A 13696-nucleotide genomic window follows, 5' to 3' on the forward strand; every position below is an offset into this window, starting at 1 on the left:
TTCTGACGATCACTTTAAACTTACCCTAATGCCCTTGATTCGGATATTTATAGCTGTTATGCTGACAATGCTAAAAAGGAGATCGAAACGTATGAATTTATACAAAAGGAAAATCGCGGCAGCAGCACTTATGACGCTCATGTGCATGTCGCAGGCAATAACAGCATGGGCGGCAGGACCGGGAGATGCCATGACCGGCAGCAGTACAGCGGGCAGCAGCACAAATTCTGCCGCATCCTCGGATGCCTGGTCAGGCTATACCAACGAGGACGGATCTGCGTTTTCCTATCTGGAAAAAGGAACCGAGGTTTCCCGCTTCCAAAATGATGCCGGAGAGATTAACTGGAACAAGGTAAAGGCGGCAGGGCTTGATTTTGTCATGGTCCGGATTTCCTACGGACTTACCGAGGATCAGTATTTTGACACCAATGTTTCCGGCGCGCTTGCTGCAGGGCTCAAGGTGGGTGCCTACGTCTGCTCTACGGCTAAGAACATGGACCAGCTGGTGGCGGAGGCAAATCTCGCAATCGAAAAAATTAAAAAGTACAAGCTCCAGTATCCGGTAGCCTATGATGTGGAGGTGAGCTCGATCCTGAGTGAGGGCGCAAGCAAGGAGGACATCACGGCAATGGCCAACAAGTTCTGCAGTATGGTGCAGGCAGCCGGCTATACCCCGATCGTCTATGCCAACAAGACCTGGCTTACGACACATATGAATGTTTCGGATATCCCGTATGATGTCTGGTATGCTTCGTATGCGGCGGATAAGGTTTACCGTCCGGTCAGCGGCACCAAAACGACCATCTGGCAGTCCAGCGAGAAGGGTATCATCGATGGAATCAAGGGCAATATTACCACGGAGTTTTCCAAAAAGGCATATGGCGGCGGTTCCGGTGCGGTGATCTACTCCAAGGGTACGCAGGAAAAAATTTCGGCGGTTATCCCGGTGCCATCCTCCGCTTCTGAAACTACGACTGCGGTGGTGAATGCTTCCGGCCCGGCTGCTACGGGCAGCGCTGCGGGAACCTCAAGCGGAAGCATTCAGACACAGGAAAGTCCGGCAGCGGCGATCAGCTCCAATGGTCCTGTCAATGGATGGGTCAAGACCAATGACCAGTGGTTCTACTATGAAAACGGCAAACAGGCAACCGGCTGGCGGCTTGTGGATGGAAACTGGTATTACATGGAGCAGAACGGTGTCATGGCGAGCGGCTGGCGGCAGGTAAACGGTGTCTGGTACTGGCTTGCATCTGATGGCGCAATGCGGACCGGCTGGAGATATATCAATAATGTCTGGTATTACATGAACGAGAGCGGCGCAATGCTTGCCAATACTACGGCGACCATCAATGGAGTGAGCTACAGCTTTGATGCTAGCGGTGCCTGGATCCAGTAAACATAAAGCTTTTCCGGAGACGCATCCGGACTACATTTATCAACAAGTCATAATAGAAAGAGAGGAATCGTATGAAACGTAGCATCAGAAACTTCCTGGTGACTGCAGTGGGCATGATCCTGCTGTCCGCTTTTCCGGTCATGGCTTCAGAGGTACGGAATGTAAAGGTGGATATCGGACCGGCAAGTGACCGGGAGTGGCAGGCAGGCGAGATCTGGGCAGGTGAGGAACCGGAGCTCTCGTCCGATGGATATTATCTTTATGATTATTCCACCACAAGTCACACAACCCCTAAAAACTCTTACACCTATACGATGGACATCCGGACAGAGGATGGATACAATTTCAGCTCCGGCTGCTCTGTATCCGTGCGCGGAGCATATGAGGTTACCATCACTTCAAGATCCTCGGATCGGATCCGCATTAAGGCAAAGACCTATCCTTACTATACGCTTGCCAATGCCCGCAATATCCATGTGGATGGCAAGTATGCCAAATGGGATGAAATAAAGTACGCCGGATCCTATGATGTCATGATCTACTATGAAGATAAGGACGGGGATGATCACAGCGTTAAAAAAACAACATCCAAGGCAAGCATAGATATTTCCAACTATAAGAACTCCAGCAGAACCCTGGATCATATTTCTGTCCGCGGTAAAAAGTCCACCAGCGGCAAGGCAGCGGATTACATCGCAAACGGTAAGTATGTGCGGGAAAATGGTTCTCTGGACGATGACGCGGAGGACAATGAGGACTATACGTTTACCGTATCGACGGTGACGGCAAGTACATTAAACAGTGCATCTACCAGCAGCTCCAGCTCTAATGGCTCCTCCAGCCTTTCCGTCAATAACAATGGCGGACCGTCCAGTCCCGGCTCCGGCAATCGAAACGGCTGGGCAGGTTCCGGCAACGACTGGTACTATTACAGCAATGGTGCACTGGTACGCGGATGGGTTAATCCATCGGGCAGCGATTGGTATTATACCGGCAGTGATGGCAAAATGTTATCCGGCTGGCAGTATGTCAATGGCATCTGGTATTTCATGAATCCAAATCATGATGGCACCTATGGCAGAATGCTTACGGGCTGGCAGAATGTCAATGGCTTCTGGTATCTCATGAATCCAAATCATGATGGTACCTACGGTAAGATGCTTACAGGCTGGTGGCAGGTTAATGGGAAGTGGTACTATATGAATGCGCAGTCCGGAAATGGTATTCCATTCGGCGCTATGTATACTAACCGTACCACACCGGATGGAAATCATGTCAATGCAAGCGGCGAGTGGATGGGTTACTGACATTCGCCGTAAGACATCGTGCGGCGTAGGAGCATGCATAGCCGTGTGAATGGCACGAGATAGAAATAAATTGTAGATTCAGAGGAATTTTGTTTTCATGCATCAGATTACGAAACTGAAACAAGTGGCAGCGGTTTGTGCCGTTGTGGGTCTTATGACTCTGACGATTCCGGGGGATCCTGCCCGGGCGGAAACATCTTTTACCCGGGATGGGATCCCGACGACAACAGCAGTATCGATGGCAGGATCTTCAGCACAGGGCGGTACCACTGGCTCTATAGGCAATACAGCCGCACAGGTTACAGCAGCAAATTCTGGAACGGGTGTGCAGGCTGCGACAGCATCGGGAAATACGCAGTCAGCAGGCAGTGGCACACAGACGGTTGCTGCTGCGACAATGGCGGCTTCTGCCGGGGCAGGAACCAAGACTAAAAGTACGATCAGCTCCAGCTATTATGTTGTCGGTCAGGGCAAAAACGTAAAGCAGAACGTAGACAGCAGTATCGGACTCGGTGGGGCGACCATCACAATGCTGAAGGGCACCGAGACCGGGCAGCAGCTTGCCATTGTGATACAGACCTCGGATGGGCATCTCATTGTGGTAGATGGCGGCATTAAGACCAATGCTCCTTATCTTGGCAATTTCATCAAATCGCATGGCGGTAAGGTGGATGCATGGCTACTGACACATCCTCATGTGGACCATGCCGGCGCCCTTGCCGTGATTCTGGAGCATCAGATGAATCCCTCTGTATATCAGAGCTATGCGGATTTTCAGATTGATAATCTCTATTACAGCTTTGCGCCAATGGATTTTTATCAGGCGCATGAGGACGGATATCGTATTCCGTTTATCCAGGAAATTACGGCAGACCTTGCGCAGTATACCTCTACGCAGGTGAAGGCGGTGCATGCCGACTCTCCGGCGGGTACGAGCTTTAATGTCGGGAATGTTAACATTCGCATTTTGAATCAGGCAATGCAGATCGATACGGATTCCGGAAACAATTCTTCTGTTACCTATATGATTACCATTAATGGTAAGAAATTACTGATCCTTGGAGATCTGCCGTATGAGGCGTCGCAGGTGCTGCTTCAGAAGTATGGCAGCGAGCTTAAGGCTGATATTGTTCAGATGGCGCATCATGGACAGCATGGCGCATCACAGGTGTTTTACCAGACGGTCGCGCCGGAGTATGCGCTCTGGCCGACACATCAGGCGCTCTGGACGGCTGTGACGGACTCCTATGACCCCAATCAGTCAGTTTATACGATTGCGCTCACAAAATACTGGATGGATCAGATCGGCGTTAAGAAAAACTTTGTCATGGCGGATGGAGACTGGATCCTGAAATAAAGGAAATTAAGCCTTTTGCAGGCTGTGTGTCGGATAGACAAACGATTTTAATTCGAGTATACTTTGAGGGTGACCTGTGAAGTATACTCGATTTTTTAATACATATTTAAATACATATTTTAATAAATTTTGGGAAATTCCGGAAAAACGGAAAATACCAGGTAAAGAGAGGATTTGGGCATGAAAAAAACTGCACTGGTAATCATGGCGGCGGGACTAGGATCTCGTTTTGGCGGCGGCATCAAGCAGCTTGCAAAGCTTGGACCAAGCGGTGAGATTATTATGGATTATTCCATTCACGATGCACTGGAAGCAGGTTTTGATAAGATTGTGTTTATTATCCGTAAGGATATTGAGGCGGATTTCCGCGAGATTATCGGCAACCGGATTGAGAAGCTTGCAAAGTGCGAGTATGCTTTCCAGGAGCTTGATAAGCTGCCAGAGGGGTATTCTGTACCGGAAGGGAGAAATAAACCCTGGGGCACTGCACATGCATTGATCCAGGTGCGGGATCTGATTGACTGTCCGTTTGCGGTTATCAATGCGGATGATTTTTACGGTAAAGAGGGCTTCCGCCTGATCCATGAGTATCTTGTCAATGAAATGGATGAGGATAAGCCGGTCTTTGATATGTGCATGGCAGGATATATTGTGGGCAACACGCTTTCGGATAACGGTTCGGTAAACCGTGGTGTCTGTGTCATGGGAGAGCATGGATATCTCCATGAGATTGATGAAACCTATGATATCATGCGGCAGCCGGATGGCAGACTGATGGGTAAGGATGCTAAGGATCAGCCTGTTGAGGTGGACGGCAATGCGATTGTTTCCATGAATATGTTTGGTCTGCCGAAGAGATTCCTGGATACACTTGTGGAAAACTTCCCGGCATGGCTGGATCAGCATGGTAAAGAAATGAAGTCAGAGTACCTGCTGCCGCAGGAAATTAGTCGTCTGATGCTGGAGGGCAAGGCAACGGTTAAGGTTTTAAAGGATCATGACCGCTGGTTTGGCGTAACCTATCAGGAGGATAAAGAGGCAGTGCAGAAGTCTCTGAGAGAGCTGGTGGATCAGGGCGTTTACCCGGAGAAGCTTTTTAACTGATGGAGTAGCTGACGGAGCATATGGCAGATAAAAACAGAGAAATCTTAAAACAGAAGCTGAAACAGCGGGTTGTGGATCCGAGAGATCTGGAGGAGGAGCCGGCCGGATCCTATCAGGGCGACGCAACATCCGGGTCCGGGAATCCACGGGGCAGAAAACGCTTCCTGATCATCCTTTTTGCAGCTCTGGTGCTTGCAATCCTAATAACCGGAGGCATTTTACTGACCCGCCGCCAGTTCGGAGGCTATGATGTTTCATGGACTACGGATTTTGCGGCTGCAAACGGCACGGTGGAATCAGACTATGAGAGCTATGAACCGTTTGGCAAGGGCATGATCAAGGTAACAAGAGACGGTGCCAGCTACATAGATGCCAGCGGCAAAACCATCTGGAATCAGTCTTATGAAATGAATACGCCGTATGTATCGGTCAACGGAGATTACTGCGCAATTGCGGATCAGACACGGACAACGATATATATTCTGAGTACCAGCGGACTTACCGGTCAGGCAGAAACCAGTCTTCCGATTACCAAGGTTTCGGTTTCCAGCGAGGGTGTTGTCTATGCACTGCTTGAGGATTCCAATGCAAGCTATATCACGGTCTTTACCCGGGAGGGAGCGGCACTGGATATTACGATCAAATCTGTATTGAGCGGTGATGGATATCCGGTGGACATTTCGGTATCTCCGGATGGTACGGAGGTCATTGCGTCCTTTGCCTATCTCACCAATGGTACACTCAACAATAAGATTATTTTCTATAATCTTGGTGAGGTTGGACAGAATGCCAGTACCAACCGTGTGGTTGGAGGTTTTACCGATGATTTTGCGGGACATCTGACCGGTAGAGTACATTTTTCCGATAATTCCAGCGCACAGGCATTTTATGACGGAGGAATTGCATTCTTTTCCACCAAGGTGCTCACTTCGCCGGAGCTTATTAAAAATGAAGCGATCTCGCAGACAATCCGGGCGATTGCGTATGACCATGATTATGTCGGACTCGTTACGGATAATGTGGGGACGGACAGTCAGGAGCCGTATCGTCTCATGCTGTATAAGACCAACGGAACAAAGCTTTTTGACAAGCCGGTCAGTTTTAATTTTGAACGTTTTGATATCAGCAATGGTCATATTTTACTTTACAATGACACATCGCTTGAGGTCTATGATAATAATGGAAATCTGAAATATCAGGGAAATCTGGATACGACGATCACAAGAGCAAGAGTTATGAGCGGCGGCGTTTTAGGACTTCATCTCCTGGTGGGAAGCGAAGGCAAGATGGAGAGTGTACGCCTGAAGTGAGTTAAAAATACGTCTGCCACGTATAGTGCATGTAACAGCAAGGGGGTTATATGATGAAACAGTATTGTGTGGGTATTGATGTCGGAGGAACTACCGTAAAATGCGGACTTTTTACTACGGATGGTTCTCTTAAGGATAAGTGGGAGGTTCCGACCCGCAAGGAGGAGGAAGGCCGCTTTATCCTGCCGGATGTTGCGGAGGCACTTAAAAAGAAGCTCGCGGAAACAAATCTCAGCATAGATGAGCTGGAGGGGATCGGCATTGGAGTTCCGGGACCTGTAGAGCCGGACGGCTATGTCCATACCTGCGTAAATCTCGGGTGGAAGGGACACTGGCCTGCAAAGGAGCTTTGCGAGCTTATGGATGGTAAGGTTCACTGCGCGGTAGGAAATGATGCCAATGTCGCTGCCCTGGGTGAGATGTGGCAGGGCGGCGGTAAGGGACATGATAATCTCCTGATGGTAACACTTGGAACCGGTGTCGGCGGTGGCTTGATCCTTGACGGACATGTTGTAGCCGGAGTGCACGGTGCCGGTGCGGAAATCGGTCACATTCATGTAAGAGATGGAGAGCAGGAGACCTGCAACTGCGGCGGTCATGGCTGTCTTGAGCAGGTCGCGTCTGCGACTGGCATTGTCCGGGAAGCCATGCGGAATCTTAAGTCATCCTCGGAAGCATCCGCCATGCGGGAGTTTGGAGATCAGCTCAGCGCCAAGGATGTCTGCGATTGTGCCAAGGCAGGTGATGCACTGGCAGTAAAGACGATCCGTACCTCGATGCGGTATCTTGGACTGGTGCTTGCAACCGTGTCTATGATCGCGGATCCTGAGCTTTATGTGATCGGCGGGGGAGTGTCCAGAGCCGGTCAGTATCTTATTGATCTTACAAAGCAGTATTATGAGGAGTATACTCCGCTTCTTAATAAAAAGGCAGAGATTGTACTGGCAACCCTAGGTAACGATGCAGGTATCTACGGCTCCGCACGACTTGTGCTTACCAGGTAAGACTTGCGGCAACCTAAGAGGCAGAAGAGATAAGACAGGAAGAAAGCCTGGATCGAACAGCGCTTACTCTGCGTCATATCTTGCCGGAGGCAGGGTAAAGGTAAACTCTGTACCGACATTTTGTGTGGAAACGCAGTCAATATTTTCCCCGTGGGCATTAATGATGGATTTTACAATGGAGAGCCCGAGTCCGGTGCCCTGCTTGTCTCTGCCCCGGGACAGATCGGTTTTATAGAAACGGTCCCAGATTTTACCGAGATCCTTCTTGGCAATTCCGATACCGCTGTCCTTTACTGTGATAAAAACCTTGGAGCCGCGGATTTCTGTACGGATCTGAATTTCCGTATCCGGATTGGAAAACTTTACGGCATTATCTACAAGATTGTAAAGCACCTGCTGGATCTTGGAGTAGTCGGCATAGACCATTTCTTTTTTATCGGAAAAGGTAAGCGCAAAGCTGAGCCCCTTTTTCTGACAGGTCATTTCAAAGCTTGCCAGGACATCCCGTATCATGCGGTTAATGTCAAAATTGGCGCGATTGAGGAAGCCCTTGCTGTCAATGGAGTCAAGTGAGAGCATGGAGTGTGTGAGCTTTGTAAGACGATCCGTTTCCGCAATCAGCCGGATCAGGTATTTCTCCTGCAGCTCCGGGGGAATGGTACCATCCAGAAAGGCCTCAAGATATCCCTTGATGGAGGTCAGCGGCGAACGGAAGTCATGGCTTACATTGGCAATAAACTGCCGCTGGTAGTCATCTGCCTTGGCAATTTCATCTGACATAAAATTCAGAGTTTCTGCAAGATATCCCATTTCATCGTGGGAGCTTGTTTCGATCTTGTATTTATAATCACCGGCGGCGTATTTGGTTGCGCCCTCGGTGATTTTTTTTAGCGGACGATAGACAATAAAGTAAAATACCAGGAGGATCAGGAGAGAGAGCGCAAACAGGATCAGTCCCGTGATATAGACAATGTTAAGGATCTGATACTGGGAGTTCAGGATATGTGTGATAGGCATATGGATCAATACATAGCCGCTGGTCGTATATCTCCTTGTGATCGGTGCCGACACCGTAAGTACCGGATCGGTAAACATGTCGTGATAGGTACCAGTCAGATAACGACGGTTCCCGGTCATAGTAGGATCAAAGTTCGGAATGACTTGATTTTTTTCTGCCTCTTGATTGGAATCGGAGATGATTTGCCCATTCCGGTCCACGAGCCAGATGTCGACATGGAGAAACTCGGAGACGGCTTTCATCTGCTCATTGATGATTTCCTCAGAGAGGGCAGCATTCTCATCATCCGAATATGTGGTGGAAATCAACGTGGCTTCGGAGTACAGGTTCTCTGCCTGCTCCCGGATCAGATAATTATAGGTGAGACGGGAGGAAAGAGTTGCAATTACGGTAAATGCCAATGCACCAAACAGGATATAGGTAAGCAGAAATTTAAGAAACAGAGATTTTTTCATAAAAGCCTCGTTTAGCCGACACGGAATTTATAGCCGATCCCCCAGACGGTCGCGATTTCCCACTCGCTGTTGCCGGGCAGCTTTTCCCTGAGACGTTTGACATGTACATCCACGGTTCTGGAATCTCCGGCAAATTCGTAGCCCCAGATATGATCCAGAAGCTGCTCCCGGGTAAAGACCTGGTTGGGTGAGCTTGCAAGAAAATAGAGAAGCTCCAGTTCCTTGGGAGGCATTTCCAGGGTTTTACCCTTATAGGAGACCGCATAGTTGGTTTTACTGATGATCAGATCGGTATACTCGATGTAATCACCGCTGCGCAGCATATCCCCGGAATCAGCGGATACAGTCCGGGCGGAGACATTGGCAGACTCCTGCTCAGGGGAAGCAGTGGTATAGCGGCGCAGCACGGCTTTGACTCTCGCGACAAGTTCTTTGGCATCAAAGGGCTTGATCATATAATCATCTGCCCCAAGCTCCAGTCCGAGCACCTTATCAAAGGTTTCTCCCTTGGCAGACAGCATGATGACGGGCACATTGGAGGTGGTCCGAAGTCTGCGGCAGACCTCGTAGCCATCGATTCCGGGCAGCATCAGATCCAGAATGATGAGATTGGGCTGATACTCGGGGAAGACCTTGAGCGCGGACTCTCCGTCCTCAACGATCCTGGTATCGTACATTTCCTTCATGAGATACAGGGAAATCAGCTCTGCGATGGAGCTGTCATCATCCACTATCAGAATTTTCTGTTTCTCAGCCAAAGTAAGCCTCCTTGCGGATCGGAATCGACCGAAATTTATTTCTTAAAAAATGCTATCGTAACACCGTCGGAGCCCTCGCCGTATTCTCCGAGACGGAAGGAATCTACGTACTTGTTCTTTTTAAGGACAGTGTGCACCATCTTTTTTAGGGCACCGGTTCCACGCCCATGGACAATCCGCACCTGTGGAAGACGCGCAAGATAGGCATCATCCAGGTACTTGGTAAGTTCCGGCAGTGCCTCGGAGGTGGTTTCTCCGATCAGATTGATTTCAGGAGAGATGCCCATAGCCTTGGACATGCCGATACTGCCGCGACCCTTGGTGCTGCCCTTTTTATGCTCGATCCCCGGGCCCGAAACGGACGGTTCATGTACCAGCTCCAGATCCCGGATGTTGACCTTGGTCCGGATGATGCCTGCAGTTACATAGAGATTGTCATTTTGATCCGGCAGTGTGGCAACCGTGGCATTGAGATGCATGGAGAGAACCTTGACGGTATCGCCGATCCGAATCTTTTTGGGACTGATTGGCTGTGCAGGTCCCTTGACCTTGTCACTGCCGCTGGAGAGGGATGCCTGTGTTTCTCTCAGCTTTTTATTGAGCTTACTTCGGGTCTTCTCGGCATCCATGGTGCTGGCGCTGTTCTGCTCCTGTTTCCTCAGCTCTTTTACGATGGAGTCCGCCGTTTCCTTGGCATCTGCCAGGATCTCGGCGGCTTCTTCACGAGCCTTTTGCAGGATCCGGTCCCGGCCCTTTTCCACGCCCTTGGAGCTTTCCCGGGCGCGCCGCTTGTATTCCTCGATTTCCGTCTTGTATTTCTCAATCTTCGCACGTTCACGCTCTACGGTCACGCGGCTCTCCTCGAGACTAGCGATGACATCCTCAAACTTGACATCCTCGGATTCCAGCCTGCTTTTGGCATCGTCAATGATAAACTGCGGCAGTCCGAGCTTCTGTGAGATTGCGAATGCATTGGACTTCCCGGGTACCCCGATGAGCAGGCGATAGGTCGGGCTCAGGGTATTGACATCAAACTCGCAGCTTGCATTCTCCACACCCTCCGTAGAGAGCGCATAGACCTTGATCTCGGCATAGTGCGTCGTCGCAATGGTGCGGGTCTGCATGTTATGCAGGAAATTAAGAATTGCCATGGCAAGGGCGGCACCCTCTGTGGGATCTGTACCGGCGCCGAGCTCATCAAAGAGGCAGAGGCTGTGCGCGTCCGCCTGACCCAGGATCCGGACTGTGTTGGTCATGTGCGCAGAGAAGGTAGAGAGACTCTGTTCAATCGACTGCTCGTCTCCGATGTCTGCAAAAATCTCATCGAACACTGCAAGCTCCGAGCCCTCAAAGGCAGGGATAAACAAGCCGGCCTGACCCATCAGCTGGAAAAGTCCGACGGTTTTAAGACATACGGTTTTACCGCCGGTGTTAGGTCCGGTAATTACCAGCATGGAAAATTCATCTCCGAGGTAGATGCTGATCGGCACAACCTTGGCGGGATCAATCAAAGGATGGCGGGCATCCTTGATGTTGATATAGTAGCGGTCGTTGAAGCCGGGCTTTGTGGCCTTGATGGAGTGAGCATACTTTGCTTTGGCAAATACAAAGTCAAGATGTGACAGCAGGCGGATATCCTCGGCAATCTGTTCCGTGGAGCCCATCAGCGAAGAGGAAAGAGTTTCCAGAACCTTCTCGATTTCCTTCTTTTCCTCTGCCTCCAGTTCCCGGATTTCGTTATTCATACGGACAATACTGATCGGCTCGATAAAAAGCGTAGAGCCGGTCGAGCTTTGATCATGTACCATGCCCGGGAAAGAGGATTTGTATTCTGCTTTCACCGGAAGACAATATCTGCCATCCCGCATGGTAATCACCGCCTCCTGCAGCATCGCGCGGGAGGCATTTAACGTTGCGTTTAGCTGTGAATGAATCCGCTCCTCCAGAACATGCATTTTGCGGCGCACGCTGTAGAGCCCGTCACTCGCATCATCCGCGACGGTATCCTCGGAAATGATGCATCGCGTGATTTCCCGGTTAATTGGAGTCAGAGGCTCAAGCGCATGGAAATATGAGCTCAGTGCATCCTCTGTGGATTCCGGTTCCTCGGAAGACACAGAAGCCTGGTTCTGCAGATTTTTGGTATAGTGCTGTACCTTGCGGATCTCGCGCGGCACTGGCTTCGGAGCTTTTTTGTCTTCATCGGTGTCTCTGCCGTATGCCTTGGCTCTTGCAGCGACCGTAAGGATTCCGCTGATTGCAAGCAGCTCCGGGATAGAGAGGGATGCCGCAATCTCAAGACGCTTGAGAGAATCCCGTACGTCTTTTACGCCGGAGAAGCTGATATTTCCATAGAGCCGGATCCGGTTAACCGCAGACTCGGTCTCGTCCTGATTTGTCCGGATTTCATTGATATCTGATGATGGCTCCAGGGCGCGGACCTCTTTTTTTCCTTCCTCGGAGCTTGCATAGTCTTCAAGCTTAAGGAGTATCTTATTGTATTCGAGAGTAATAAATGCTTTTTTATTCATAGAAAGAATTATACCAAATCGGAAGTGGGATTTCCATAGCGCATGTTTATCTGCCGGCTTTACCGGCTTAAGATGCCGGCAGGTAAGAGCAGCTAAAGTCCGCAAGGCTTTTTCTTGCGTGCCATACGGGTTCTGTATATAATACAGATTATGGCAGATAAAGATTTTATCAAAGAAAATATCGTCGGAAGGAAGCAGAGCTGGAGGAAGCGCGCAAGGCACTATGTCCGGGTGATTGTGTCTGCGCTGCTTTTTGGTGTGGTGAGCGCAGGGACTCTTGCGGTAAGCGAACCATGGATCTCTGCGCGGATTCATCCGACGGAGCCGGAAACGGTGGATCTTGAGCCGGAAACTACGGTTCCGGTGGAAACTACAGCTGTCCCTCAGGAGGCAGAAACCACGGCAAAAGAAACGGAGCCGATTGAGGAGGTTGTACGGTCGGAGATTGAGACCTATCCGTTTTCTGTCAATGCGGTAAGTGCTATGGTCTCGAGTCTCAAGCAGGTAGCCACCGAAGCGGAAAAATCTATCGTTGAGGTGACGAGCAGTGTCAGTCAGAAGGACTTTCTGGGACAGGACATCAAGGCGGAGAACAGCCGTGCCGGTGTGATTATCGCGATGACTGGGGATGAAATCCTGATCATGTGTCCGGGGCAGGATTTAAAGGAACAGGATACTGTAGAGGTTACGTGCCTCAGGGAAAGTGTGTATTCTGGACAGGTTAAGGCGCTGGATCACACGGACAATATCGCTATCATTTCTATACCGCTTTCTTCCGTTTCGGAAAAGGACCGCACAGAGCTTACCGGCATTCGCCTTGGCAGCTCGCATCTCCTGCAAAAGGGAGACCTTGTGATTTCCGTGGGCGCACCGGCAGGAGAGCTGTACTCGATGAGCTATGGCAATGTATCCAGCATAAACTATAATTATCCATATATTGATGGCACATTAGGGGAAATCCTTGCAGACCTTGACAGTGATGGTACAATGGGTACGTTTGTACTAAATACCTCCGGGGAGCTTGTCGGCTGGGTTTCCGGAAATTTTGGCAAAAGTCCGGAGCATTACTGCCATATTGCGGGCATTTCTGATTTTCTTGGTACAGTGGAGTCTCTCATCAATGGTGCAATGGTGCCGTATCTTGGACTTGATGTCCAGCAGATCACGGCAGAGATGCAGCAGCAGGGGATTCCCGCAGGGCTTTACATCCAGGAGGCGCGGACGGACTCGCCGGCATATGCGGCAGGAATCCAGAGTGGTGATATCCTTGTAAGAGTAGGAGACCGGGAGATTGGCTCGGCGTTGGATTTAAGCACTGCACTCAAGGGATTAAAGGTTGGAGACACGGTGACATTGTCGGTTTTACGTCAGAAAGGGACAGAATATACGGAGGTTGCATTCCCGTTAACGGTAGCAGCGAGGTGAGCGGTAAAATGGAGTTCAATGAGTTTTTTAA

General features: G+C 50.0%; 10 protein-coding genes. 7 read left to right on the plus strand and 3 right to left on the minus strand.

Translation table 11 applies throughout. The annotated features are described in order from the left end of the window. The first annotated feature begins 91 nt into the window (after positions 1-91). The 6 genes from ACTNEN_RS02565 to ACTNEN_RS02590 all read left to right on the plus strand — a co-directional run bounded on the left by ACTNEN_RS02565 (position 92) and on the right by ACTNEN_RS02590 (position 7478). Positions 92-1396 (plus strand): GH25 family lysozyme, encoded by a 1305-nt coding sequence (locus ACTNEN_RS02565; protein WP_441204503.1) that lies wholly within the window; start codon positions 92-94, stop codon positions 1394-1396. A 71-nt stretch (positions 1397-1467) separates the two neighbouring features. Next, a complete protein-coding gene (locus ACTNEN_RS02570; protein ID WP_441204504.1) occupies positions 1468-2703 on the plus strand; it encodes a hypothetical protein in 1236 nt (411 codons plus the stop codon). 97 nt (positions 2704-2800) lie between these two features. After that, positions 2801-4060: a ComEC/Rec2 family competence protein gene (locus tag ACTNEN_RS02575; RefSeq protein ID WP_441204505.1), complete on the plus strand. Its 1260-nt coding sequence runs from the start codon at positions 2801-2803 to the stop codon at positions 4058-4060. Positions 4061-4240: 180 nt separating this feature from the next. Further along, positions 4241-5164 (plus strand): nucleotidyltransferase family protein, encoded by a 924-nt coding sequence (locus ACTNEN_RS02580; RefSeq protein ID WP_441204507.1) that lies wholly within the window; start codon positions 4241-4243, stop codon positions 5162-5164. A gap of 20 nt (positions 5165-5184) precedes the next feature. Continuing rightward, positions 5185-6474 (plus strand): DUF5711 family protein, encoded by a 1290-nt coding sequence (locus tag ACTNEN_RS02585; RefSeq protein WP_441204508.1) that lies wholly within the window; start codon positions 5185-5187, stop codon positions 6472-6474. A gap of 53 nt (positions 6475-6527) precedes the next feature. Continuing rightward, positions 6528-7478: an ROK family glucokinase gene (locus ACTNEN_RS02590; RefSeq protein WP_441204827.1), complete on the plus strand. Its 951-nt coding sequence runs from the start codon at positions 6528-6530 to the stop codon at positions 7476-7478. Between the two features lie 63 nt (positions 7479-7541). Here the strand turns inward: ACTNEN_RS02590 and ACTNEN_RS02595 are convergent, their stop codons facing one another. From ACTNEN_RS02595 to ACTNEN_RS02605, 3 genes are read right to left on the minus strand one after another with little or no spacing between them, the layout of a single operon-like run. After that, positions 7542-8951, minus strand: a complete 1410-nt coding sequence (locus tag ACTNEN_RS02595; RefSeq protein ID WP_441204509.1) for an ATP-binding protein — start codon at positions 8949-8951, stop codon at positions 7542-7544. 11 nt (positions 8952-8962) lie between these two features. Then, positions 8963-9709 (minus strand): response regulator, encoded by a 747-nt coding sequence (locus ACTNEN_RS02600; protein ID WP_441204510.1) that lies wholly within the window; start codon positions 9707-9709, stop codon positions 8963-8965. A gap of 35 nt (positions 9710-9744) precedes the next feature. After that, positions 9745-12240 carry an endonuclease MutS2 gene (locus ACTNEN_RS02605; RefSeq protein WP_441204511.1) on the minus strand — a complete coding sequence of 832 codons (2496 nt, stop codon included), beginning with the start codon at positions 12238-12240 and terminating at the stop codon, positions 9745-9747. Between the two features lie 150 nt (positions 12241-12390). Between ACTNEN_RS02605 and ACTNEN_RS02610 the strand changes: the two genes are divergently transcribed. After that, a complete protein-coding gene (locus tag ACTNEN_RS02610) occupies positions 12391-13665 on the plus strand; it encodes a S1C family serine protease (RefSeq protein ID WP_441204512.1) in 1275 nt (424 codons plus the stop codon). Positions 13666-13696: the final 31 nt, after the last annotated feature.

Source organism: Oribacterium sp. HCP28S3_H8, from assembly GCF_052064775.1.
Lineage (GTDB): Bacteria > Bacillota > Clostridia > Lachnospirales > Lachnospiraceae > Oribacterium.